The organism is Lysinibacillus sp. BS3, assembly GCF_039614735.1.
Lineage (GTDB): Bacteria > Bacillota > Bacilli > Bacillales_A > Planococcaceae > Lysinibacillus > Lysinibacillus capsici.
The window spans coordinates 3371708-3394195 of the sequence record NZ_CP154860.1; the positions used below are offsets into that span (position 1 = coordinate 3371708).

Below are 22488 nucleotides of genomic sequence, written 5' to 3' on the forward strand. Positions count from 1 at the left end.
AACTTAATAGTTGTTTAAAAAGAGTATTCATAGCAAAATATAGAATAGACAGTAATAAGGGGGACGAGCCGATGAAAACAGAACAACAGTATTTTAATGAAGCTATATCAATACAGCAATATATGGAGAACATGACGACGTTAAAAGAAGAAAGCTTTCGTATTTATGATGGCTTTGAAGTACCAACAAACGATGATTTTATTGAGTTATTAAAAGAAAAACAACCTAAAATTTTAACGATTACAGAGGATTGGTGCGGAGACGCAATGTTAAATAATCCAATTATTCGCCGTATTGCTGAAGCGGCAGGATTAGATATGCGTACCGTTTTCCGTGATGCTGATACAGAACTAATTGATCGTTATTTAACAAACGGTGGTCGTGCAATTCCAGTTTATCTATTATTAGATGATGCTGGAGAAGTGATTGGAAAATGGGGACCACGCGCACCAGAATTACAAGAGTTCGTCGTAACGAAACGAGCAAGCTTACCAGATAAAGAAGATCCAACATTTGAAGAGGCACAAAAGGCTCTTTATGCAGAAATTCGTGAAGAAAATATCTCCAATCAAACATATTGGACATTTGTTTATGAGGACTTTAAGAAGCAAGTAACAGAAGCATTACAAAAATAACAAGAGTGTTGCAACATTTCAACGTACAAATCGTTGAATGAAGTAGAATCTTATGAAGCAGGAAGGTATGTTATGAAACGAGCAAGAATCATTTATAATCCTACATCTGGACGCGAAGTGTTTAAGAAACATCTACCAGAGGTGTTGGAAAAACTAGAGGTAGCAGGCTATGAGACATCCTGTCACGCAACAACATGTGAAGGCGATGCAACCCTTGCAGCAAAAAATGCGGTAGAACGCGGTTTTGATATCATCATCGCTGTTGGTGGAGATGGCACATTAAATGAAGTTGTTTCAGGTGTAAGTCCATTTGAAAACCGTCCGAAAGTTGGTCTAATTCCAATGGGCACTACAAATGATTTTGCCCGTGCCGTGCATATCCCTCGAAATATTGAAGAGGCAGTAGACATTATTATTCAAGGCGACACATTGCCAGTGGATGTTGGTCTCTTAAATGGCGAACGCTATTTCATCAATATTGCTGCTGGCGGACGTATTACAGAGCTAACATACGAAGTACCAAGCAAAATGAAAACAATGCTTGGTCAGTTAGCCTATTATGTAAAGGCAGTTGAGATGATTCCATCCATCAAAGCCTCACATATGCGCATTGAATATGATGGCGAAGTATTTGATGGCGACGCTATGATGTTCCTATGTGGGTTAACGAATTCAGTAGGCGGCTTTGAAAAACTAGCTCCTGATGCAAGCATTAATGATGGTTACTTTACTTTAATAGTGCTAAAGAAGGTAAGTCTTCCTGAATTTATTCAACTAGCAGCCATGGCACTAAGAGGCGAACATTTAAATGATGATCGTGTCATCTACAAAAAAGCTAGCGTTGTCAAAGTTACTACAGAAAATGAGGTCCACCTTAACCTCGATGGCGAATATGGCGGAGACGCTCCTGCTACATTTGAAAACCTAAAGCGTCACATCGAAATCTTTGTTCCACTCGCAGATATTCGAGAGGAAGACCGTATTTAATGAACCCGAAAAGCTCATCCGATTTTATTGTGGATGAGCTTTATTTTGTATTTTTTTGATTGCTTGAAGTGCTCTCAAAGAAGGAGAGGCCGCTCCAAATTAAAATTCCATCATTAGAATAAAACTGGCTAAATCCCATAAACTAAGCTTTAGAAGTAAGAATGTGAATGAAATTAGAAAAATGTTTGGCAAATGTGCGTATATTACTTGAACAAAATTTGAAACCTTAATAATAGACTGAAGTTTCGGTCCGTTATTAAGGTTTTTTTCGTTGGAATAGTGGAAAATGGGGGTATGGATAAGGGAAAGGAAGTGTTGCCTTTGTATAAGTCACAAGAAAAGAAGCTTATATGGCTAAGCTTTGGTGTTGCAATCATTATGCTACTTTCTATTCTTGGAAGAATATTTGGAAGTTAAGGGGGCAATGAGATGATTAATGAATCAGCGGTCTATTGGAGCCGAGCATTAACGGAGTTAACATTATCGTTCCATATTATTTATGCAACAATTGGTGTGGGTGTCCCGTTAATGATTATGATTGCTCAATGGACTGGGTATAAAAAGAATGATGAACATTATATCTTAATGGCAAGACGTTGGGCCCGTGGTTTTGTCATTACTGTAGCAGTCGGTGTGGTAACTGGAACCGCAATCGGCTTACAACTATCATTATTATGGCCTAATTTTATGCAACTCGCTGGTCAAACAATTGCGTTACCACTTTTTATGGAAACGTTTGCATTTTTCTTTGAGGCGATTTTCTTGGGCATCTATTTATATACTTGGGATCGCTTTGATAGTCAGAAAAAGCATATGCTTCTGTTAATCCCTGTTGCTGTCGGAGCATCGATGTCGGCAGTCTTTATCACAATCGTTAATGCTTTTATGAACGCACCAAGAGGATTTGATATCGTAGACGGAGAACTTGTTAATATTCAACCTTTTCTTGCAATGTTTAACCCCGCCATGCCAACGAAGGTTGCACATGTACTTGTGACAGCGTACATGACATCGGCATTTGTGCTAGCAGCTATTGCAGGATTTAGAATGTTAAAAGGCTCGAAGCATGTATACCATAAAAAATCACTACTTTTACTAATGAAAATTGGCTTGATTTTCTCCATAGCAGCCGCTGTGATTGGAGATTTTTCAGGAAAATACTTAGCCGAATATCAACCCGAAAAACTAGCAGCAGCAGAATGGCATTTTGAAACAGAAGGTAAGGCGTCTCTTGTATTATTTGGTGTCTTAGATGGAGAAGAAGTTAAATATGCTATCAAAATTCCGTATGCTTTAAGCATTCTTGCACATTTTAATCCTAATGCAGAGGTAATCGGCTTAGATCAATTTGAGGAAGAGGATCTACCACCACTCTATATTCACTATCTCTTTGATATCATGGTTTCCATTGGTATGTTTATGATGCTAGTTTCATTACTTTATGTTGTAGGGAAAGCACGGTGCTGGCAGTTTATTCATTCACGATGGTATAGATGGATTATCGTAGCGGGAGGACCACTATCAATTATCGCTATTGAAGCAGGTTGGTGGCTTGCCGAAGTTGGACGTCAACCATGGATACTTTATGGACTAATGCGTACACCTGAGGGAGCTACGACGAGCGACCATGTGGATTTAATGCTGCTTTTATTCGCAGGAGTCTATGCAGTATTAGCAGTGGGAAGTATTGTCGTATTGGTAAGAATGTTTAAAAAGAACCCAATCGAACGCGAGATTGAAGATCGCCACTCTGAAAAAGGCGGTGACATCCTATGACGTTAGAGATTTTAGGTATTTCAGTATTATGGATATTCCTATTTGGCTATGTCATAGTCGCATCAATCGATTTTGGTGCTGGCTTCTTTAATGCATACAGCCTACTTATTGGAAAAAATCATATTTTAACAAATATTATTAAACGTTATTTATCGCCTGTTTGGGAAGTTACCAATGTCTTTTTAGTATTCTTCTTTGTAGGAATCGTAGGTTTTTTCCCGCAAACCGCTTTTTATTACGGAACGATTTTACTTGTGCCCGTTAGTATTTCGCTTGTACTATTGGCAATTCGAGGCTCCTACTATGCCTTTGAATCGTATGGTACACGAGGCCATATCGGATATACACTGACATATGGTGTAGCAGGTTTATTAATTCCCGCTTCTTTATCCGTTGTCTTTGCCATTGCTGGTGGAGGCTATGTTGATGTAATTGATGGGCAGCCTGTGCTGAACTACTGGACTTTATATACAAGTCCATTTGCTTGGAGCATTGTGGTACTAAGTATCGCTGCGGTATTGTATATTTCAGCCGTATTTTTAACATGGTACGCGCATAAAGCAAATGATAGCGAAGCAACGAAACTAATGAGAAAATATGCTCTTGTGTGGGCAGCACCGCTAATGATTAGTGCGCTTGGCATTATGTATGAAATGAAATCCATCAACCCAGAGAGCTACAGTCATATGGTAAATTTATGGTGGATGTTTGCGATTTCAGCTGTCTTATTTATTGTCACAGTCGTACTCATTGCCATGCGTAAAAAGTACGGACTTGCAGTTGGGCTCCTGATTGCTCAATTTGCCGTAGCCTTCTTTGCTTATGGAATTGCTCAATATCCATATCTACTGTATCCGTATTTAACCATTTACGATAGCTTTACAAGCACACAAATGGCGATCGCTTTAGTTATCGCATTTATTTTAGGACTGTGTCTTCTTCTTCCTTCACTTTATTTATTGATGAAACTATTCTTATTCAATAAAAAATATGTGACAGGAAAAGAAGACAATCACGCATAGGAGGAAAGCACATATGCAAAGTTTTTTAATTTTTTATGCACCTTTTATTGTCGTCATTCTTGGGATCTTGTGTGCATTTTGGTGGGCACCAAGGGATTATCATATTACAAAAGAGCAGGAAAAGAGTCGCGAATAGCGACTCTTTTTTCAAGTTAATTAGCAGAGACGCGCAACAGCCAAGTCTTGTTCTTTTTTCATTCGCCAACACATGCTACAATAAGGAGATTGAAATGGAGGATGTACGAATGTCAGCACCCGTGAAAAAAAATGAACGACTTTCAGTTTATATAGAAGATCTAACGCATGATGGCAATGGTGTCGCAAAGGTTGAAGGTTATCCACTATTCATACAAGGCGCACTGCCAAACGAAACGGCCGAAATCCATGTGTTAAAAACATTAAAAAACTATGGCTTTGCAAAGGTAATAGATATTATCAAGCCATCTCCAGACCGTGTTGAAGCTCCATGTGATTACTTCAAGCAGTGTGGCGGCTGTCAATTACAGCATTTATCCTATGAGGGGCAGCTAAAATGGAAAGAAAATATGGTGCGCAATGTGATGCAGCGGATTGGTAAAATTCATGCACCTGTTCACCCAGTAAAAGGTATGAAAGAACCTTGGCACTACCGTAATAAAGCACAAATTCCTTTCTCTGAAAATGAAGCAGGACAAGCGATTGCCGGCTTTTATAAAACAAAAACGCATAGCATTGTGGATATGGATCGCTGTTTAATTCAAACAGGAGAAGCAGATGCTATTCTTGCAGGCTTGAAAAAGGAATTAGCAACGTTAGGTGTTCGCTCTTACAATGAGCATACACATGAAGGCATGTTGCGTCATGTCGTTATCCGTAAAGCACGAGCAACAGGAGAAGTCATGGTTGTCCTTGTAACGAAAAAGAAAAAGTTACCACAAAAAGAGGCAGCTATTGCAGTAATCCAAAAGCTAGTGCCAAACGTTACATCAATTATGCAAAATGTGAATAGTGAGAAAACCAATGTTATTTTTGGTGATGACACAATCAACCTTTGGGGTAAAGACGTTATTATTGATACTATCGGTAATGTACGTTTTGAAATCTCTGCTCGTTCTTTCTATCAAGTCAACCCAGAGCAAACAGAGGTCCTCTACAAGCAAGCACTAGATTATGCTGACTTACAGGGAGATGAACGTGTCATTGATGCGTATTGTGGAATTGGTACGATTTCTTTATTCCTTGCTCAAAAAGCAAAGACTGTCATGGGCGTGGAAATTGTCCCACAAGCGATTGAAGATGCCAAACGCAACGCAGTGCTTAATGGTTTTACAAATACTTATTTTGAGGCAGGCCCAGCAGAGGAAGTTATCCCAAGATGGTATAAAGAAGGCAAGGAAGCAGACGTACTAGTAGTTGATCCACCGCGCAAAGGCTGCGATGAAGCACTGCTAACTACTATTCTAGAGCAACGACCAAAACGAGTGGTCTACGTATCCTGTAACCCAGCCACACTAGCACGCGATCTTCGCATTTTAGAGGATGGCGGCTATCAAACGCAGGAAATCCAGCCAGTGGATATGTTCCCGCACTCCACACATTGTGAAGCCGTGGCATGGCTTAAGTTAAATGTGTAACACATTACTAAACTCATCTATACAATATAAAAATTACCGTTTTAGGACGGAATTTAGTTAAAATCAATAAAAACTCGGATTCGATCAAATACGAATCCGAGTTTTTTTCGATGTAATTTCTTCCATCTGTAACATTCACTAATTGAGCCAATTCCCACTGACAAAAACCATTCAGAACATCCCATCACTTATAAACTATATATAATTGTGTATCTCTAGTTTTAATTGTTTTTTTCTCCAATATGACTTAAAAGAGACTCTGTTAATTCTCGTCTTATTTGCGTGATATGGTTTTCCATGAGTTGCTTAGCTTGGTTCGCATCTCCAGAGGCGATGGCTAAGTAAATTTTTTTATGTTCATCGATAGTCTCTTGCGTTCGTTCTGGATCTTCCAAGCGTTGTCTGCGGGTAGCTCGGATTGTGTCTTGCATATGCTCACTAAGGGTTTGGAACAGTTGTAAAAATATAGAGTTATGTGAAGCGAGTACAATATTATGATGGAAACTTAGGTCTGCTTGAATTCCTAATTCTACATCATTTTTACCTTGATCCATCATGTCTAATGCTTGGCTAATTCGCTCTAAGTCTACAGAAGTAGCTCGTCGTGAAGCTAAAAAGGCACACTCTACTTCAAGTGCTTGGCGAAGCTCCAACATTTCATAAATTAATTTTTTTTCAGTATTAATAATTGTAGAGGAGAGTTCTTCACCTAAAGTATGGGACTCTGCTGTTTTAATAAAGCTACCACTGCCTTGTTTAATTTCAATAAATCCCTTTATTTCAAGCTTTCGAAGTGCCTCTCTTACCGATGTTCGACTGACATTAAAACGACTCGCTAATTCTCTTTCTGTCGGGAGTTTATCCCCAGGCTGTAATTCACCATTTAAAAAATATTCCTTTATTTGATCAACAATTACTTGATACGCTTTTTTCTTTGGTTGAGGCATTACCTATCTCACCACCTTAAATACATAGTACTATAAACGCTTTAATCATACAGAAATACAGCATGTTTATCAATTTACGAAAAAAAATAATAGTTGATATTTTCTGAATATTTAGTACAATGTAAAAAGGTTGGACCAATTTTAAGAATATAGAAAATTGGTATGACATATAAAATTAATAATTAAACCATCCAAATACTATGAGAGCAAAAGGGGAAGGAAAAAATGATTACTACAAATGAAGAATTAGTGATGGCCCTACGAAGTGTTCTTCCAGAAATTGAAGTGACAATCAATCAAACGATTTTAGAACAGCATAGCAGTGATGAATCCTATCATAGTGCCTGTCTACCCGATATTGTGGTATTTCCGACAAAGACAGAAGAAGTGAGTAAGATAATGAACATAGCAAATCAATACAAAGTACCAATAGTGCCATTTGGAAGAGGAACAAGCTTAGAAGGACATGTGATTCCTTATAATCATGGGATAACAATTGATTTTTCACTCATGAACAGAATAGTAGAAGTTAGAGAGAAGGACTTTCTTGTGAAAGTTCAACCAGGGGTGACACGTTCTCAATTGAATAAAGAGTTGAAGAAATATGGATTATTTTTCTCCGTAGACCCAGGAGCAGATGCGACAATTGGAGGAATGGCCGCAACAAATGCTAGTGGGACAACATCTGTTAAATATGGTACTATGCGCGATCAAGTTCGAGATTTAGAGGTTGTTCTGTCAGATGGAACAGTGATTCATACAGGGAATTTAGCAGAGAAATCTTCATCGGGCTATCATTTAAACGGTCTATTTGTTGGGTCAGAGGGAACACTTGGTTGTTTTACTGAGTTGACGTTAAGAGTTTATGGTATTCCTGAATGTGTCATGGCTGCTAGAGCGTCCTTCGAAACAGTGAATGATGCTGTGGAAGGAGTTGTGAGTATTCTACAAGCGGCAATTCCCATTGCAAGAGTTGAACTTGTAGATGAACCTTCAATGAAACAAGTGAACTTGTATAGTCAAACAGCTTATGAAGAACAACCAACCTTATTTTTGGAATTTGAGGGAAATGAGGCTGGCTTAAGGCAGGATGTAGAATTTATGAAAGAGATTGTAGCGGCTCATAATTGCAAAAATATTGAATTTGAGATGGATAATGCAGCCCGAAATCAACTATGGGAAGCTCGCCATAATTTAGCTTACGCCTATGTCCATGGACATCCAGGAAAAAAACTAATGGTAACCGATGTTTGCTTACCGATATCCGAGTTAGCAGGTGCTATTGAACATGCAAGAGAAGCACTTGATATGTTAGCGCTTACAGGTGGGGTTGTTGGACATGTTGGTGATGGAAATTTCCATGTACTATTAATGATTGATATGAATGATCCAAAGGAAATAAAGAAAGCTGATGAATTAAATGAGTTGATTGTGATGTATGCACTGGAACGAGGAGGAACTTGCACAGGAGAACATGGTGTGGGCATTGGTAAGCAGAAATATCAAGAGAAAGAACACGGTAAAGCACTTCTAGTGATGGAAAAGATTAAACAAGCACTTGACCCTGACACACTTTTCAATCCGAATAAAATATTGAAAATAAAAATATAGGGAGTGGAAATATGAAAATTTTAGAAGCGATTAGTACGATTGCTGGAAAATACTTTGCTATATGGGTTATTTGTATTGCTGTTATTGCCTTTATAGCTCCAGAACCCTTTTTAATATTTGGCGGGTATATCACGATTTTGCTAGGCATTGTTATGTTTGGCATGGGTCTGACGTTAAAAGCAGTTGATTTTAAATTGGTTATCACGAATCCAGTACCAGTCATTATTGGTGTATGTGCTCAATATGTTATCATGCCACTTTCCGCTTTTTTAATTGCTTATATAATGAACTTGCCAGCAGAATTAGCTGCAGGGCTAGTCCTTCTTGGATCTGTACCTGGTGGAACTGCTTCAAACGTCATGGTGTATTTAGCTAAAGGAAATGTACCTTTGTCCATCACAATGACATCCTTTTCGACATTATTAGCTCCAATTGCCACACCAATCATCCTATTATTACTTGCAGGTAAATGGATGCCAGTTGATCCAATAGCAATGTTTACTTCAATTATTCAAGTAATTATTATCCCTATTATCCTAGGGATTATTATCAGAAGAGTTGTTCCTCAAATCGTAGAAAAAAGTATTAATGTGATTCCTCTTATTTCAGTAGTTGCTATTATGATTATTGTATCTGCTGTTGTTGCTGGTAATGTCGATACCATCGCTTCGGCAGGCTCCATTATTTTTGCAGCTGTAGTGCTTCATAACGCATTCGGATTGTTATTTGGTTATATAACAGCCCGTGTATTAGGCCTTGATGAAAGCAATCGAAGAGCTATTTCAATTGAAGTTGGAATGCAGAACTCTGGTCTGGGTGTAGCGTTAGCCACTGCCCACTTCGGTCCCTTAGCGGCCCTACCTAGTGTACTTGGGGCTGTTTGGCATAATATTTCTGGTCCGATTCTCGCTACCTATTGGTCGAAAAAACCAGAGAAACCAGAGGTACAGTATAATAAACAGATGCAAGAAGATAACGGCAGAACTCAAATATAGAAAGTAAATATTTGAGTTCCACCCGATAGTATTGCAGTCATATTATCTATTTTGTTTAAATCCACCTCACAAATGGATCCATTCGAAAAAATATAGAAATGAAAATTAGGTATAATAAAAGTAGATGAGGTAGAAATAATCTATACCATCTACTTTTTTGTTTGTTAAAATACCATTTAGGACTGATTTTCGTTAAAATAAACATTGTTGATTTTTACATTAGCTCTTGATAAATAATGCTTCTACCTCTATTAGGTAATGAGGTAAATATATCAATATGTCCATAGTGAGAGGATTTGGAATTAACATGATAGATAATTTTTGGCGCGATTTACCACGGCCTTTTTTCGTGCTTGCACCGATGGAAGATGTAACGGATGTTGTTTTTCGTCACGTTGTAAGTGAAGCAGGTCGACCAGATGTGTTTTTTACTGAGTTTACAAATTCGGATAGCTACTGTCATCCAGAGGGAAAGAAAAGTGTGCACGGTCGTTTGCTCTTTACAGAAGATGAGCAGCCAATGGTGGCACATATTTGGGGAGATAATCCCGAATATTTCCGTGAAATGAGTATTGGGATGGCAGAGCTAGGTTTTAAAGGCATTGATATTAACATGGGCTGCCCTGTACCGAATGTAGCATCAAGAGGGAAGGGGAGTGGCCTTATTCTCCGACCAGATGTGGCCGCAGAATTAATTCAAGCAGCAAAAGCGGGCGGACTGCCTGTTAGCGTGAAAACACGGCTTGGCTACAAGGATGTAAATGAGTGGGAGGATTGGCTAACGCATATATTAAAGCAGGATATTGCGAACCTTTCGATTCATCTACGAACAAGAAAGGAAATGAGCCTAGTAGATGCGCATTGGGAGCTTATTCCGGAAATCAAAAAACTTCGTGACCGTATTGCACCTAATACGCTACTGACGATCAATGGAGATATTCCTGACCGTCAAACGGGACTCCAACTAGCTGAACAATACGGGATTGATGGCGTGATGATTGGACGAGGTATTTTTAAAAATCCTTTTGCTTTTGAAAAAGAGCCAAAAGAGCATAGCAGTAAAGAGTATCTTAATCTTTTAAGACTGCAGCTCGATCTTCAAGATCAATACGCGGAAGAACTACCACGTTCCATCACAGGACTTCATCGCTTCTTCAAAATTTATGTCAAAGGATTCAGAGGAGCTGGTGAATTAAGAAGTCAATTGATGAACACAAAATCAACGGATGAAGTGCGTGTATTGCTAGACAACTTTGAATCAAACAATATTGAATGACAATGAAATGATGGAACTACCAATAAAGTCAAGTAAATAACAGTAGAAGTAGGAGCAAAGATTTGAGGATGAGATTTCCCTTTCTTTGCTCCTTTCAATTTATCGCTATTGAGGTTTTGTCAGATGCTAGGGGGCTCTTGTTTTTATGTTTGTGAAAATAACAATATCGCCCCTGAATCATTTGTAGATTGGTAATCGAAAATAACATATTTTTGTAACGTAATTAAATTCTAAGAGTTATATAAGTGAAAGGGGTGAAAATAGGTGGACTTTGAGGAAATCTATCAGGAATACTTTAAAGAAGTTTATTTATATATCCTATCATTAAGTCACGATGAGCGCATAGCCGAGGAAATAACACAAGAAGCATTTTTTAAGGCATTAAAAGCAATAAAAAAATTTGATGATTCTAAGGATATTCGAGCATGGCTTTTTACAATTGCGAAAAATACATATTTCTCACACTACAAAAGAAAGAAACGACAAGTAGATTCAGGTGCAGTAGAAGAATCAAGTATGGAAGTGCAAATTGTAAAGCATTTGATGAATGAAGAAGATGCCTTCATGGTTCATCAGTTTCTTCACTCGATGAATGAGCCATATAAGGAGGTCTTTTCATTACGTACTTTTGGAGAATTACCTTTTGAAAAGATAGGACGTCTTTTTGGAAAAAGTGCAGGGTGGGCAAGGGTTACCTTTTACAGGGCGAGAAAACAAATTATCGAGTATATGGAGGCGATGAATTATGAAAGAGATTAAATGCACAATTATTCAAGATGTTTTACCTCTGTATGTTGATGAGGTAGTTAGTGAAGATACAAAAGAAATGGTAGACGAACATTTACAGCATTGTGAAAAATGTCAAAAAGAATATGAAACCATGAAACAGGAACTTTATATCCCGGCAGAAAATAAGGCTTTTCAATTTAAAGAGATCAGTAAAAAATGGCGTAAGAAAAAAGTGATCATTTCCATTACTTCGGTTTTCATAACGGCACTTATTTTATTGGGGACCTATTTGTCTGTTTTCTATTTTGAAACGGTTATTCCTTATTCGGAAGATTTGATCAAAATCGAAAGACAAAATGATCATCAGTTGGTTTCCCGATATTATGGCAAAAGCCGTGCAGGTGTTCACGGAACGTTTCCTATGGGAATTGAAATTGATGGAGAGAAAAAGATTGTGAGTTTTATTTATTATACAAAAACAGTGGCTGATTCGCCTTCGAGAAACCTGATTGATGATGAAAAGAGACTTGGACAAGAAGATACCTTTGTTCTACCTGAAAGTGGAAATAACGATGCGGTATATTATGTGGAATTTGATTCAGAAGAGATGGTTCCTGGAGGAAAGGATTCTTGGGATTCCGTTTTAGAACGTGCAGTATTAATTTGGGAGAAATAATCTGATGGAAATCATATTTAGTTATTCTATTATCGGGTGCTTTTCCGTAATAAGGAAAATTATCATTCTTTATGAATAGGACCATATTGTTAAAGAAGACTCTTTAATGAAGAAGAAGAAAATTTCCTCGAGCAGATCATTGACAATAGTTGAAAGGCTATCTTGAATACAGAGACGAAGGTTAAAATGAAACAAACCCAGGATTGGATTCCCGGGTTTGTTTTTACTTATTGGCAACTATGACCAATTTACCTGTATCCAGTTCCTTCTCGAATTGAGCAGCTTCCGATTCACTTAATCCGACAGAAGCTAACTCGTTGCGGAGTTCATCTCCACGGGAATTCACCAGGTTCTTCATAGAAGTCAGGAACCCTTGCTCGCTAATACCAGCTTCTTCAGTCCCGAGTGCTTCGTTAATATCATCTTCACGTTCTTCATAGTGCGCAAAGATGTAAATGTTATCTCGAAGATATCCTTGTGCTTCTAATTTCTCCACTTCTTGTTTCGCCTGTACTACGTTTTCTACTGTCAATTTGACTGTCATTATTGATCCCTCCTATATATGTTCACATTCAATCTATTCCACTATATTGAATGGATAAAACATCTTTTTAGTTTTTAATTATGTTAGAGTGGCATTAACAAATAATGGAATACTAATGAACAACTCAAAAACATTGGAAGTGGTTATTCTAAATCTTTATTCCAAAGCTACGTCCAATTCTTTATAGAGTTGGGCTTTTTTGTTTGCATCAATAGAGGATTTAGAGCAACATCAGAGAATTGTATATAAGTACCATTATATGTAATGAAGAGCTTATAGGAGTTGTATGAAGATGATTGTGACAACTAGACCGTTAAAAATTAAATACAATAAATCAGCAAATACTTTTCAGGAGTTTATGCAAATTAATCACAACAAACATTCTCTTACGAAGGAAGTTGTTTTTCTACGATATATCGGTATACCTGATTCTGTAGATTTTTATAAAGATGAGATTCTAAAAATGGAGGACTATTTCTCCAAGCAAAGCATTTTTTATTTACGACTGCATAAGCTTGAGGTCATTCGTAATAAGGAAGATGTAGATAGATTGTCGGAAGCTGGAGAATGTGGCAGACTGCTGCTGAAAACCCGCAATTACTGTATAAGCTATCTTTGTGCAGTAAATTAGTGAGTGATCAACTTGAATGGACAAAAAAGCTAAGCTTTAAACAGATGATTCAACTATTTAAAGAAAATCAGCCTTATCCTAATGAAACGTTGTTAAAAAATTTTGCAGTTAAATTTTTGTATTGGATGGATTATTATTTACCACAAATTTTTTCGGGGGAAAATTCAACGTCCCCCAAAATTGTTTTTATAGGTGACATTACGCAGCATGAATTACTATTTTTATATTTTTTATCGTCACTGGGGTGCGATATTTGTTACATGAATCCCAAAGGAGATATTGCCAATTTGTACCCTATAATAGAAGCGTCATCTACCTTACATATGTGTCGACATTTCTATGAAAAAGAAATAACATTGCCTATTAAAAGTACTTCAAGACAATTGAACATTCCTGCTCAAAAAACGAATGCGACGGAGGAGTTGAGCTATGAGCAATTAGCCTCCTTAGCCACATCTGTTGTGATGATTAAGACCTTCGGGGAGGATGATAAGGTTTTATGCTATGGCTCTGGTGTCGTTCTCCACCAAGATGGATATATTTTAACAAACCTGCATGTTGAGGGTGGTGGAAAATATTATTCTGTGCTCTATGAAAATGATACCAACGAGTATATTACCCATCAATTTGTGAAATATCATGATATGCATGATTTGGCTATTTTGAAGGTAGACAGAATAAGCCATCCTTTACCTGTAAAAATGGATGGACAATTAGTTCGAGGGCAAAAAATTGTGGCGATTGGCAGTCCGTTAGGATTGTTTAACTCAGTTTCTGATGGGATTGTTTCGGGTTTTCGTGATATTCGGCAAATGTCTATGATTCAATTTACAGCCGCTATATCAAATGGCAGTTCAGGTGGTGCTTTATTGGATATGCATGGGCGATTGGTTGGTCTGATTACAGCAGGCTTCGATGATGGTCAAAACCTTAATTTGGCTGTACCTGCCAATCTAATTTATCAGTTTGCTCAAAACTTTATAGAAATACCGTGTTGAATTTCCACTATTCGACCATTGCTTTTTCTTCAGTAATCTTATAGAATGTAGAACGGTATAAATGAACGATATATAAATCCTTTAATACGGTCCAGAGAGGCTGAAAAGGGCTATGTGATATTTTTAAGCTAATATCTTTGCTTTGTCATGCCCTTTTGTCCTCTGTGACGGAAGGGCTTTTATTATTGTTCCGTACTCCTCTTTTAAAGGAAGTCCCGTGAGGCTTCAAAAGAGAATGGACAAGACAGCTATAATCCATTCACTAAAAGAGATCGACAACTAGAAAATGGAGGCTAAAAAGAATGGATTATCGTAAAAAAACCGTGGTTGCTTCAGTGGCGGGGCTAACGCTAGAAGGAATGGACATTATGTTTATTTCCTTTGCTATGACAATGATTATTGCAGAATTTAATATTGATCTTGCAACAGGTGGATTGATTTCATCCATCACGAATATTGGGATGCTACTGGGTGGTATTATTTTCGGAGTATTAGCAGATAAATATGGTCGAGTAAAAGTGTTTACGTATACGATTATTTTGTTTGCCATCGGAACGGCCTTAACAGGAGTAGCAACAAGTATTGAACAAGTTTATGTTTATAGATTTATCGCTGGTTTAGGTGCTGGCGGAGAATATGGTATTGGGATGGCGCTTGTGGCGGAGGCTTGGCCAAAGAATAAACAAGGCAGAGCATCCTCTTATGTCAGTGTAGGTGCACAATATGGAGTAATTTTAGCCGCTTTATTAAGTGCTATTATTTTACCAACTTTAGGGTGGCGTGCATTATTCTTTGTAGGATTACTACCAGTTATTTTCGCCTTTATCGTACGTAAAAATATTGATGAATCACCAGAATGGTTAGCAGCGCAGAAACAACAAAATAATAAGCAAGAGAACGGGAAATTAGCACAATTATTTGCTTCACCTCGTATCACCATGACAACACTCTCCCTAATTCTAATGGCTACTGTTCAAATCGCAGGCTATAATGGTCTAATGATTTGGCTACCTTCGATGTTACAGAAATCGCAAGGTTTATCGGTTTCAAGCTCAGCATTGTGGACAATTAGTACCGCAGTTGGCATGATCATTGGAATGCTGACGTTTGGCAGATTTATGGATCGTTTTGGTGCAAAGCTAACATTCGGGATATTTTTAGTAGCCTCTGCATGTGCTGTATTCTTTTACTCGTTTGCAACAGGTGCAGTAGCGATATTAGTAGGCGGTGCGGTTGTAGGATTCTTCTCTAATGGAATGTTTGCAGGGTATGGTGCATTAATTAGTAGCTTTTATCCAGTACAAATTCGCAGTACAGCAACAAACACCATTTTTAACTTTGGACGAGCTATAGGTGGGTTTTCACCAATCTTTGTAGGCTTTATTTTACAAAGCTACGATATGACTGTCGTGATGATTTACTTAGCAGCACTGTATTGTATTTCCTTTATCGTTATGCTAACGCTTAAGAGCTCAGGGAAGGAATTGCAAACAGCATAATTTTATAGAGCACGAAAGAACGAATTCCAATTATGTAAATGGGATTCGTTCTTTTCTTATTAGTATTTAATTATAATAAACCTTTTGAACGTTTTTCAGCGATTTCAACAAGGCGTTTTGTAATCTCTCCTCCAACTGAACCATTTGCGCGAGAAGATGCTTCTGGCCCAAGCTGAACGCCAAACTCTTGTGCAATTTCATATTTCATTTGATTGACAGCCTCATGTACTCCAGGTACTAGAAGTTTATTTGAACTGCGGTTATTGTTAGCCATTGTTCTCACCTCCTTGACCTTAGAATGGTTGCGATTAAATTTTTCATACATTTAAAAAGTAGGAAATGCACACGCTATTTGCTAACAACAACAACTTGTGGAAAGCTAGCAATAATCAGCAAACTCTCTGTTATAATTAAGCCTGGCTCTTTACTATATAAGGTTAATTAAAGGAGGAAATATAATGACAAATAATGATATCTTAATTCGTTTACGCTATGCGTTCGATATAAAAAATGTAGATATGGTAGAAATTTTTAAACTTGGTGGCATGGATTATACAAAGGAAGAAGTATTAAATATGCTGATTAAGATTAATGATGAGGAAGAAGCGCCAGAGGAATACATCAAATGTAATAATAAAATGTTAGAGGCATTTTTAAATGGATTAATTACTTTTAAACGCGGGCCTCAGAAACCAAGAGAAGGACAGGCTGTTGGACCTTTACCTGTGTCAGGTAAAGAAAGCCCAAATAATATGCTGCTAAAGAAAGTAAAAATTGCTTTAGCTTTAACAACTGAGGAGATGCTTGAGATTTTATATGACGGCGGCATTAAAGTTACAAAAGGTGAATTAGGTGCTATTTTAAGAAATCCAAGTCATCGTAATTATAAAGAGTGTGGCGATTCATTCGTACGAAATTTTTTAAGGGGCCTAACATATAAATATAGAGCATAATGCACAATGGATATCAATCATAAAGTGCCATTTTTTTCTTTAAAACTCGTTGACAATTTGTGATGAAATTGTGTACAATAAAATTATCACAAAATGTTCACAAAAAAGATGAAAAATGTTCACAGACAAAGGGGTGCTTGTATGATTTATTTTGACATCTTATTAGTAGCTATTGCATGTATTACAATGCCTTTTATTGTTGCAGTTATGTTAGATATTTTTTATGCGGAACGAAAAAAAGTACGCTTTTCATTACGACGTACTTCCGTATGGTATATCGCTATGTTTGCATTATCCTTTATACCATCCGTATTACTTGTCACACAAAACGTATAATTTATTCAAACACTTAGGGGTAAGTGAATTGAAAGTGGACAGCTACAACGCTAATTGAGGTTGTAGCTGTTTTTATTTTGTTCAATAGATGAATCATAATTAAGTAATTTATATAATTATTAATGAAGGAACAGCTAGTATAAAATATGTATGTTTTAAGTAGAGAGCATTGACTACTTTTACCTACTGTGTTAATTTTGGTAGGGAAATATAGGTAAATTTACTGAAAAGTAAAGACGCAAAGCTACAGGTCTAAGGCAATAAATGCTATGGCGGCTGGGTTGCAAAAGAGTGCTAGTTGTATCATTCTCATTCTAGTTTTTGTTCTTTTATGCCTATTTCTTTTGAAATAGGCATTTTTTTGCAAGTAAAGTTCAAAGGAGGAAAAGGGGAAATGAAGTTGTTAAAAAACACATCATTAAAAAATAAGCTTTTACTAACAGTCTCTATCGTTGTATTACTGCTTATCGCTATTATTACGACGCAAAGTATTAGTGAATTAAATAATCGGATGAATGTGGATTTGAAGCAAGAATTAAAAAGTGTTGGTTTATTAACAGCTATGAACTTAGACAGTGATGAAGTAAAAGATTTGCTGTCCGAAAAAGGGGAAACAAACGCAAAGTTTACAAAGATCCAAAAGCAACTTGATATGATTCAGGAACAGCAAGGTATTATGAGCTGGAGTTATATTTGGGATGTCAAGGATGAGGGTGGCGTCAATCCAATTGGCTATACCTCTAATCTAAATGAAGTATATGAAGCCGGTGAAATTTTTACTGATTTAGCGGATGAACATGTAGAAACAGCAAAATTAGCTATTGAAAATAATAGTACAGAGGTAACTGATATATTCGAGGATCCTTTTGGTTCTTGGAGAACAGTTTTTAGTCCTATTAAAGATGATAATGGCCAACTGATTGCCCTATTAGGGATTGATTACTCCGCTGGTTATATCAATACGATTATTAAAACAAGTGTGATTAAGCAAATTGTCATTGCCATTATCGGCATTTTAATTTTATTAGTTTTAGTTTACATAATTATAGATCGACTATTAAAGCCACTGAAAAAAGTAGTGAACGTTGCCAATCAAGTGGCAAATGGTGAATTAATAGATGTGGATTTAGAGACATCGAAGGATGAAATTGGTAAATTATCTGAATCCATTCGTACAATGGTGGCTAATTTGCAACATATTATTTTAAACATACGCAATACATCCAATCACGTTTCTTCAGCAGCCAATCAATTAACGGTACATGCTGGTGAAACTTATAACAGCTCAACAAATATTGCACTAGACATGAATCAAATTACACAAAATGCTGAGGCCTCGATGACCATGACAGAGGAAACAGCTGCTGCTATGGAAGAAACTGCAACAGGTATTCAGCAAATTGCTGATTCTGCAAATGTAGCTGCGGAATCCTCTATTTCAGCATCACAGGCTTCTGAACGAGGCAATGAAGTTGTACAACAAGTTATTGCTCAAATGGAGTTAATTAATGATTCTGTTGAACAAATAGGGACAACCATTAATGGACTACATGTTAATACAAAAAAAATAAGTGAAATTGTTAGCTTAATTACTGCTATAGCTGATCAAACAAATCTATTAGCATTAAATGCTGCGATCGAAGCGGCACGAGCAGGTGAACATGGTAAAGGCTTTGCCGTTGTTGCGGATGAAGTGAGACGCTTAGCTGAACAATCCTCTCAATCAGCAACAGAAATTTATAATTTAATTAGTTCTATTCAGTCTGATTCAAACGCTTCTATCACAGTTATGGAAAAAGGCAAAGAGGATGTTAAGGTAGGGATGGCATTTACCAATGAAGTAGGCGAAATCTTTAAAGAAATTCTTACTTCCTCAGAAGAAGTAGCTAGCCAAATACGTGAAATTTCAGCAGCCTCACAACAAATTTCTGCATCCTCAGAAGAAGTGGCGGCATCTGTTAATAATATTAAACAATCTGCAGAGCAGTCAGCAGAGTTCTCTTCAAATGTCTCGAATTCTACACAAGAGCAATTATCTACCATGCAGGAAGTAAAGGATGCTTCTTCATCACTAGGCAAAACAGCAGAAGAGCTGCAAGGTCTAGTGGCAAAATTCAAATTGGAGAATGATCATAATGGACATTAATTTTACAGGAAAAAATGTTTTAATTACAGGCTCTAGTAAAGGAATCGGTAAAGCAATTGCTTTAGGCTTTGCGCAACATGGAGCCAATATTCTAATTAATTATATTGGGGATGAACAAGAGGCAGAAGCTGTACGTACAGAAGCAGAAAAGTTGGGTGTGAAAGCTTTTATATTCCTCGCAGATGTTTCTAACTCTCAAGAAGTACAAGCGATGCATCAATTTATGGACGAGCATCTCGGGAATCTTGATATTCTTGTAAATAACGCAGGATTTGCACAGGGTTCCAGCATTACAGATTTAACGGATGAGCAGTGGGATCGTATGATTAAAGTTCATTTATATGGCTGTTTCTATAATTGCCGTGAAGCAGCTAAAAGAATGAAGGAACGTAATACAGGAAAAATCATTAATATTTCATCTGATATTGGTAGCTTGGGTTGTGAAGAATTCACGCATTATTCAGCTGCAAAGGGTGCTATTAATGCTTTTACAAAGGCTTTAGCAAGAGAATTAGCACCTTCTATACTTGTCAATGCAGTTGCTCCTAGTGGAACATTTACGGACATTCTACAAGAGTTTGGCGATAACTATGTGGAGGAAGAATCCGCAAAATATCCATTAAAACGTTTAGCGCAACCAGAAGAAATTGCGAAAAGTGTATTATTTTTAGCCTCTAATCATGCTGACTTCTATACAGGTCAAATTTTAACGCCAAATGGTGGGGTCGTAATGAACGGTTAATGGAAAACGAAGGAGTAAATAATGTTAAATATTATTATCTTTTGCTTATACTTATTATTTATCTATTATATTGGCTATAAAGGCTATAAGCGTGTCAACACAGCCGAGGATTTGATTGTTGCTGGTTGGAGCATGCCTTTATCCGTTGTCACGGGTAGTTTAGTCGCTGCATTATTAGCAGCTCCCTTCTTTTTTGCAGCGGTAGGCTCTGGCTATACAAGTGGTGGCTTTGAAGGTTCGGCAACAATGGGTGGTTTAGGGACTTGTATGATTCTTGGAGCACTCATTTGGACAAAGCCATTACGACGTTTAAAGGGCTGGACATTAGCAGATTACTACGGTTTACGCTATGGCAGTAAAAAGCTAGGAGCCTATACAGGGGTTGTTATGGCAATTGCTTTTGGAGTTTTTAATGCAGCGGCGTTAACAGTTGGTGGAACGTATATTATTCAGCAATTGTTGCAAATTGATTTTATACCTGCGGCGCTTCTATTTGTATCGCTAACGGCTATTTATTCAGTTATTGGTGGTTTATGGGCAGTTGCCTATACTGAAATCGTACAAGGTGCGCTTGCAGTGGCAGGTATTTTGGGTATTACCATTTTTATTTTGTTTTACTATCCAGACGTTACATTTAATCCCGAGTGGTGGAATATCAGTACATTATTTGAGAAGGCAGGAGCAGAATTCTGGACTTTGTATCTTGTACTAGCACTTGGAGATATCCCTGCAGTTGACCTTGGGCAGAGGGTAGCTGCTGCAAAAAGTCCACGGGTGGCACAACGAAGCATGATTATTGCTGGTATTATTGTCATTGCAATTAGCTGGATTCCAGGGATGCTAGGGGAAGCCTTTAAGTCTATTTATCCTGAAAGCACAAACCCAGAAACATTGATGCTTACCTTTGCACAAGGTTATTTTCCTCCTTTATTAGCAGCTATTTTCTTAACAGCCATGGCAGCCATGGGGATGTCTACAGTAGCTGCATGTTATGTAGCGACTTCAGGGATTGTCACAAAGAATATTTATTTAGATTTTATTAATCACAATCCTGATCCTAAGAAGCTATTAAGATTTTCGCGATCTATTATTCTAGCTAGTGCTTTATTAGGTTTAGTGCTAGCTGTAAGCTTCCAAAAAGTAATTGATTTAGCTTATTTAGCTTGGGATATTATATTCGTAACAATATTCTGGCCAATCGTTTTAGGACCATTTTGGAAACGTGTCAGTACACCAGCAGTTTGGGCAAGTATTTCCGTTGGCTTAGTTTATTACATTGTGACATCACTAACATTCGTACCTAGTCTGACAATCCAATCAGAAGGCTTCATAGGTCTATTAAATGAATTATGGCAGGCTCCTGTATTTTCAGGTGTTGTTATAACTGGTATCACAATTGTCGTGGTGAGCATACTCGTTCCGCCATCTGAGCATGTTCTTGAGATGCATAAAATAGAAAAAGATAAAACATTAGACGACGTAAGTAGTAAAGAAGAGCTAATTGGTCGTTAAAAGCAAAAGCACGGATTCATTGTAAAGTTTAATGAATTCGTGTTTTTTATTAGAATGAAAAGATAGAATCAAGAATACTATTGCTAGTACATCATCTGAATTTTTCTAGTGATTATCTTGATAAAGGCGGGAATTGGATGAAAAATATTTTCTTCATTTTATTAGGGATTGTCTATCTTTATCTAGCAAATGCCATTGAATTAGTCATTATTAAGCAACTATTTTTTTTAATCGGGCTGGCTTTAGTCGGTCTAGGGAGTATCCGTTATTTAAAAGAGCGTTATATTGCCATACAAACTTTGACAGCCATGACGGAAGCTAGTGAGGAGGAGATAATGGCTATTCCTCATACACAATGTACAGTTTCCAATGATGCTTTAAATGCTTTACTGTTAAATGAACAGACAAACATGCTTATTTTTGCCCGAAGAGAAGCTTTAGACGAAGAACTAAAAATTATAGAGGTTCCATTTAACAGAATATATGAGGTTGCCATCATGGAAGATGAAGTATTTACGGTTAGAACAAAGAATCATCTAATGAGTGGTTCCTTACTTGCTGAAGCAGATGAAATAGAAGAAGAGGAGGTAGAAGAAGATACAATTTCACAGCTATCGCTAAAGTTAGTAGTAGATCATTTATCAGAGCCTATTCAAGAATATATGTTCATGGATAATAGTGAAGATCCCATATCAAAAGAGGAGGATGACTATAAAGAAGCCATAGAGCTTTGTGAGAAATGGTTTCAAAAGATAAGTGTTATTATTAAACGTCATGAACTGGAACGAGTGCCAATAAGTCATTGGCAATAAGAGAGAAGGCTATCTCAAAATAGAAAAATTTGAGATAGCCTTTGTTGT

23 protein-coding genes and 1 riboswitch are annotated in these 22488 nt (G+C 37.2%); of the genes, 20 read left to right on the plus strand and 3 right to left on the minus strand.

Translation table 11 applies throughout. The annotated features are described in order from the left end of the window. The first annotated feature begins 71 nt into the window (after positions 1–71). The 6 genes from AAJG31_RS16585 to rlmD all read left to right on the plus strand — a co-directional run bounded on the left by AAJG31_RS16585 (position 72) and on the right by rlmD (position 6033). Entirely contained in the window at positions 72–635 is a 564-nt protein-coding gene (locus AAJG31_RS16585) for a thioredoxin family protein (RefSeq protein ID WP_048394872.1), read from the plus strand. A gap of 72 nt (positions 636–707) precedes the next feature. After that, the gene (locus AAJG31_RS16590) at positions 708–1622 is read left to right on the plus strand and encodes a diacylglycerol kinase (RefSeq protein ID WP_004225701.1); all 915 of its coding nucleotides are present in this window, start codon (positions 708–710) and stop codon (positions 1620–1622) included. 429 nt (positions 1623–2051) lie between these two features. Further along, positions 2052–3398 carry a cytochrome ubiquinol oxidase subunit I gene (locus AAJG31_RS16595; protein WP_054548987.1) on the plus strand — a complete coding sequence of 449 codons (1347 nt, stop codon included), beginning with the start codon at positions 2052–2054 and terminating at the stop codon, positions 3396–3398. Then, the gene (locus AAJG31_RS16600) at positions 3395–4420 is read left to right on the plus strand and encodes a cytochrome d ubiquinol oxidase subunit II (RefSeq protein WP_004225693.1); all 1026 of its coding nucleotides are present in this window, start codon (positions 3395–3397) and stop codon (positions 4418–4420) included. Before AAJG31_RS16595 ends, AAJG31_RS16600 begins: the two co-directional genes overlap by 4 nt. Before the next feature lie 13 nt (positions 4421–4433). Continuing rightward, entirely contained in the window at positions 4434–4556 is a 123-nt protein-coding gene (locus AAJG31_RS16605) for a hypothetical protein (RefSeq protein WP_004225690.1), read from the plus strand. Between the two features lie 109 nt (positions 4557–4665). After that, entirely contained in the window at positions 4666–6033 is a 1368-nt protein-coding gene (gene rlmD / locus AAJG31_RS16610) for a 23S rRNA (uracil(1939)-C(5))-methyltransferase RlmD (protein WP_066038233.1), read from the plus strand. 221 nt (positions 6034–6254) lie between these two features. Here the strand turns inward: rlmD and AAJG31_RS16615 are convergent, their stop codons facing one another. Next, positions 6255–6980, minus strand: coding sequence for a FadR/GntR family transcriptional regulator (locus AAJG31_RS16615; protein ID WP_066038209.1), 726 nt, complete (start codon positions 6978–6980; stop codon positions 6255–6257). A gap of 225 nt (positions 6981–7205) precedes the next feature. Between AAJG31_RS16615 and AAJG31_RS16620 the strand changes: the two genes are divergently transcribed. The 5 genes from AAJG31_RS16620 to AAJG31_RS16640 all read left to right on the plus strand — a co-directional run bounded on the left by AAJG31_RS16620 (position 7206) and on the right by AAJG31_RS16640 (position 12267). Further along, positions 7206–8591: an FAD-linked oxidase C-terminal domain-containing protein gene (locus AAJG31_RS16620; protein WP_048394866.1), complete on the plus strand. Its 1386-nt coding sequence runs from the start codon at positions 7206–7208 to the stop codon at positions 8589–8591. Positions 8592–8602: 11 nt separating this feature from the next. Next, positions 8603–9586, plus strand: a complete 984-nt coding sequence (locus tag AAJG31_RS16625) for a bile acid:sodium symporter family protein (protein ID WP_048394864.1) — start codon at positions 8603–8605, stop codon at positions 9584–9586. 307 nt (positions 9587–9893) lie between these two features. Beyond that, positions 9894–10862, plus strand: coding sequence for a tRNA-dihydrouridine synthase (locus AAJG31_RS16630; RefSeq protein ID WP_048394862.1), 969 nt, complete (start codon positions 9894–9896; stop codon positions 10860–10862). Between the two features lie 264 nt (positions 10863–11126). Beyond that, positions 11127–11621, plus strand: coding sequence for an RNA polymerase sigma factor (locus tag AAJG31_RS16635; RefSeq protein ID WP_259951014.1), 495 nt, complete (start codon positions 11127–11129; stop codon positions 11619–11621). Next, complete coding sequence (locus AAJG31_RS16640; protein ID WP_259951015.1) at positions 11608–12267, plus strand: zf-HC2 domain-containing protein; 660 nt, start codon at positions 11608–11610, stop codon at positions 12265–12267. The genes AAJG31_RS16635 and AAJG31_RS16640 overlap by 14 nt, the downstream gene beginning before the upstream one ends. A gap of 223 nt (positions 12268–12490) precedes the next feature. Here AAJG31_RS16640 and AAJG31_RS16645 read toward each other — a convergent pair whose 3' ends face one another. Further along, positions 12491–12811 carry a general stress protein gene (locus tag AAJG31_RS16645; RefSeq protein ID WP_279496255.1) on the minus strand — a complete coding sequence of 107 codons (321 nt, stop codon included), beginning with the start codon at positions 12809–12811 and terminating at the stop codon, positions 12491–12493. 292 nt (positions 12812–13103) lie between these two features. On the opposite strand from AAJG31_RS16645, the gene AAJG31_RS16650 reads away from it, so the two are divergent. The 3 genes from AAJG31_RS16650 to AAJG31_RS16660 all read left to right on the plus strand — a co-directional run bounded on the left by AAJG31_RS16650 (position 13104) and on the right by AAJG31_RS16660 (position 15939). After that, positions 13104–13442 carry a hypothetical protein gene (locus tag AAJG31_RS16650; protein ID WP_279496254.1) on the plus strand — a complete coding sequence of 113 codons (339 nt, stop codon included), beginning with the start codon at positions 13104–13106 and terminating at the stop codon, positions 13440–13442. Further along, on the plus strand, positions 13379–14440 hold the full coding sequence (locus AAJG31_RS16655; protein WP_279496253.1) for a trypsin-like peptidase domain-containing protein: 1062 nt from the start codon (positions 13379–13381) through the stop codon (positions 14438–14440). The genes AAJG31_RS16650 and AAJG31_RS16655 overlap by 64 nt, the downstream gene beginning before the upstream one ends. Positions 14441–14742: 302 nt before the next feature. Further along, on the plus strand, positions 14743–15939 hold the full coding sequence (locus AAJG31_RS16660; RefSeq protein ID WP_279496251.1) for an MFS transporter: 1197 nt from the start codon (positions 14743–14745) through the stop codon (positions 15937–15939). A gap of 70 nt (positions 15940–16009) precedes the next feature. Here AAJG31_RS16660 and AAJG31_RS16665 read toward each other — a convergent pair whose 3' ends face one another. Then, positions 16010–16213 (minus strand): alpha/beta-type small acid-soluble spore protein, encoded by a 204-nt coding sequence (locus AAJG31_RS16665; RefSeq protein WP_004225662.1) that lies wholly within the window; start codon positions 16211–16213, stop codon positions 16010–16012. Positions 16214–16397: 184 nt separating this feature from the next. Between AAJG31_RS16665 and AAJG31_RS16670 the strand changes: the two genes are divergently transcribed. The 6 genes from AAJG31_RS16670 (at position 16398) to AAJG31_RS16695 (ending at position 22440) form a co-directional block, all read left to right on the plus strand. Then, a complete protein-coding gene (locus tag AAJG31_RS16670; RefSeq protein ID WP_103118849.1) occupies positions 16398–16892 on the plus strand; it encodes a DUF1456 family protein in 495 nt (164 codons plus the stop codon). Positions 16893–17033: 141 nt separating this feature from the next. Next, positions 17034–17228 carry a hypothetical protein gene (locus AAJG31_RS16675; RefSeq protein WP_004225659.1) on the plus strand — a complete coding sequence of 65 codons (195 nt, stop codon included), beginning with the start codon at positions 17034–17036 and terminating at the stop codon, positions 17226–17228. Positions 17229–17431: 203 nt separating this feature from the next. Further along, a riboswitch (cyclic di-GMP riboswitch) is annotated at positions 17432–17517 on the plus strand. 105 nt (positions 17518–17622) lie between these two features. Further along, positions 17623–19374, plus strand: a complete 1752-nt coding sequence (locus AAJG31_RS16680) for a HAMP domain-containing methyl-accepting chemotaxis protein (protein WP_279496248.1) — start codon at positions 17623–17625, stop codon at positions 19372–19374. Further along, entirely contained in the window at positions 19364–20116 is a 753-nt protein-coding gene (locus AAJG31_RS16685) for a 3-oxoacyl-ACP reductase FabG (RefSeq protein WP_279496247.1), read from the plus strand. The genes AAJG31_RS16680 and AAJG31_RS16685 overlap by 11 nt, the downstream gene beginning before the upstream one ends. A gap of 21 nt (positions 20117–20137) precedes the next feature. Further along, on the plus strand, positions 20138–21628 hold the full coding sequence (locus AAJG31_RS16690; RefSeq protein WP_048394850.1) for a sodium:solute symporter family protein: 1491 nt from the start codon (positions 20138–20140) through the stop codon (positions 21626–21628). A 137-nt stretch (positions 21629–21765) separates the two neighbouring features. Beyond that, a complete protein-coding gene (locus tag AAJG31_RS16695; RefSeq protein WP_054548995.1) occupies positions 21766–22440 on the plus strand; it encodes a hypothetical protein in 675 nt (224 codons plus the stop codon). Positions 22441–22488: the final 48 nt, after the last annotated feature.

What these genes read in the sequence shown, in the direction of transcription:
- rlmD (WP_066038233.1), top strand. Translation starts at nt 4,666, where the DNA reads ATGTCAGCACCCGTGAAAAAAAATGAACGACTTTCAGTTTATATAGAA.
- AAJG31_RS16595 (WP_054548987.1), top strand. Translation starts at nt 2,052, where the DNA reads ATGATTAATGAATCAGCGGTCTATTGGAGCCGAGCATTAACGGAGTTA.
- AAJG31_RS16605 (WP_004225690.1), top strand. Translation starts at nt 4,434, where the DNA reads ATGCAAAGTTTTTTAATTTTTTATGCACCTTTTATTGTCGTCATTCTT.
- AAJG31_RS16585 (WP_048394872.1), top strand. Translation starts at nt 72, where the DNA reads ATGAAAACAGAACAACAGTATTTTAATGAAGCTATATCAATACAGCAA.
- AAJG31_RS16600 (WP_004225693.1), top strand. Translation starts at nt 3,395, where the DNA reads ATGACGTTAGAGATTTTAGGTATTTCAGTATTATGGATATTCCTATTT.
- AAJG31_RS16630 (WP_048394862.1), top strand. Translation starts at nt 9,894, where the DNA reads ATGATAGATAATTTTTGGCGCGATTTACCACGGCCTTTTTTCGTGCTT.
- AAJG31_RS16590 (WP_004225701.1), top strand. Translation starts at nt 708, where the DNA reads ATGAAACGAGCAAGAATCATTTATAATCCTACATCTGGACGCGAAGTG.
- AAJG31_RS16620 (WP_048394866.1), top strand. Translation starts at nt 7,206, where the DNA reads ATGATTACTACAAATGAAGAATTAGTGATGGCCCTACGAAGTGTTCTT.
- AAJG31_RS16660 (WP_279496251.1), top strand. Translation starts at nt 14,743, where the DNA reads ATGGATTATCGTAAAAAAACCGTGGTTGCTTCAGTGGCGGGGCTAACG.
- AAJG31_RS16625 (WP_048394864.1), top strand. Translation starts at nt 8,603, where the DNA reads ATGAAAATTTTAGAAGCGATTAGTACGATTGCTGGAAAATACTTTGCT.
- AAJG31_RS16615 (WP_066038209.1), bottom strand. Translation starts at nt 6,980, where the DNA reads ATGCCTCAACCAAAGAAAAAAGCGTATCAAGTAATTGTTGATCAAATA.
- AAJG31_RS16665 (WP_004225662.1), bottom strand. Translation starts at nt 16,213, where the DNA reads ATGGCTAACAATAACCGCAGTTCAAATAAACTTCTAGTACCTGGAGTA.
- AAJG31_RS16650 (WP_279496254.1), top strand. Translation starts at nt 13,104, where the DNA reads ATGATTGTGACAACTAGACCGTTAAAAATTAAATACAATAAATCAGCA.
- AAJG31_RS16640 (WP_259951015.1), top strand. Translation starts at nt 11,608, where the DNA reads ATGAAAGAGATTAAATGCACAATTATTCAAGATGTTTTACCTCTGTAT.
- AAJG31_RS16690 (WP_048394850.1), top strand. Translation starts at nt 20,138, where the DNA reads ATGTTAAATATTATTATCTTTTGCTTATACTTATTATTTATCTATTAT.
- AAJG31_RS16685 (WP_279496247.1), top strand. Translation starts at nt 19,364, where the DNA reads ATGGACATTAATTTTACAGGAAAAAATGTTTTAATTACAGGCTCTAGT.
- AAJG31_RS16655 (WP_279496253.1), top strand. Translation starts at nt 13,379, where the DNA reads ATGTGGCAGACTGCTGCTGAAAACCCGCAATTACTGTATAAGCTATCT.
- AAJG31_RS16675 (WP_004225659.1), top strand. Translation starts at nt 17,034, where the DNA reads ATGATTTATTTTGACATCTTATTAGTAGCTATTGCATGTATTACAATG.
- AAJG31_RS16670 (WP_103118849.1), top strand. Translation starts at nt 16,398, where the DNA reads ATGACAAATAATGATATCTTAATTCGTTTACGCTATGCGTTCGATATA.
- AAJG31_RS16680 (WP_279496248.1), top strand. Translation starts at nt 17,623, where the DNA reads ATGAAGTTGTTAAAAAACACATCATTAAAAAATAAGCTTTTACTAACA.
- AAJG31_RS16695 (WP_054548995.1), top strand. Translation starts at nt 21,766, where the DNA reads ATGAAAAATATTTTCTTCATTTTATTAGGGATTGTCTATCTTTATCTA.
- AAJG31_RS16645 (WP_279496255.1), bottom strand. Translation starts at nt 12,811, where the DNA reads ATGACAGTCAAATTGACAGTAGAAAACGTAGTACAGGCGAAACAAGAA.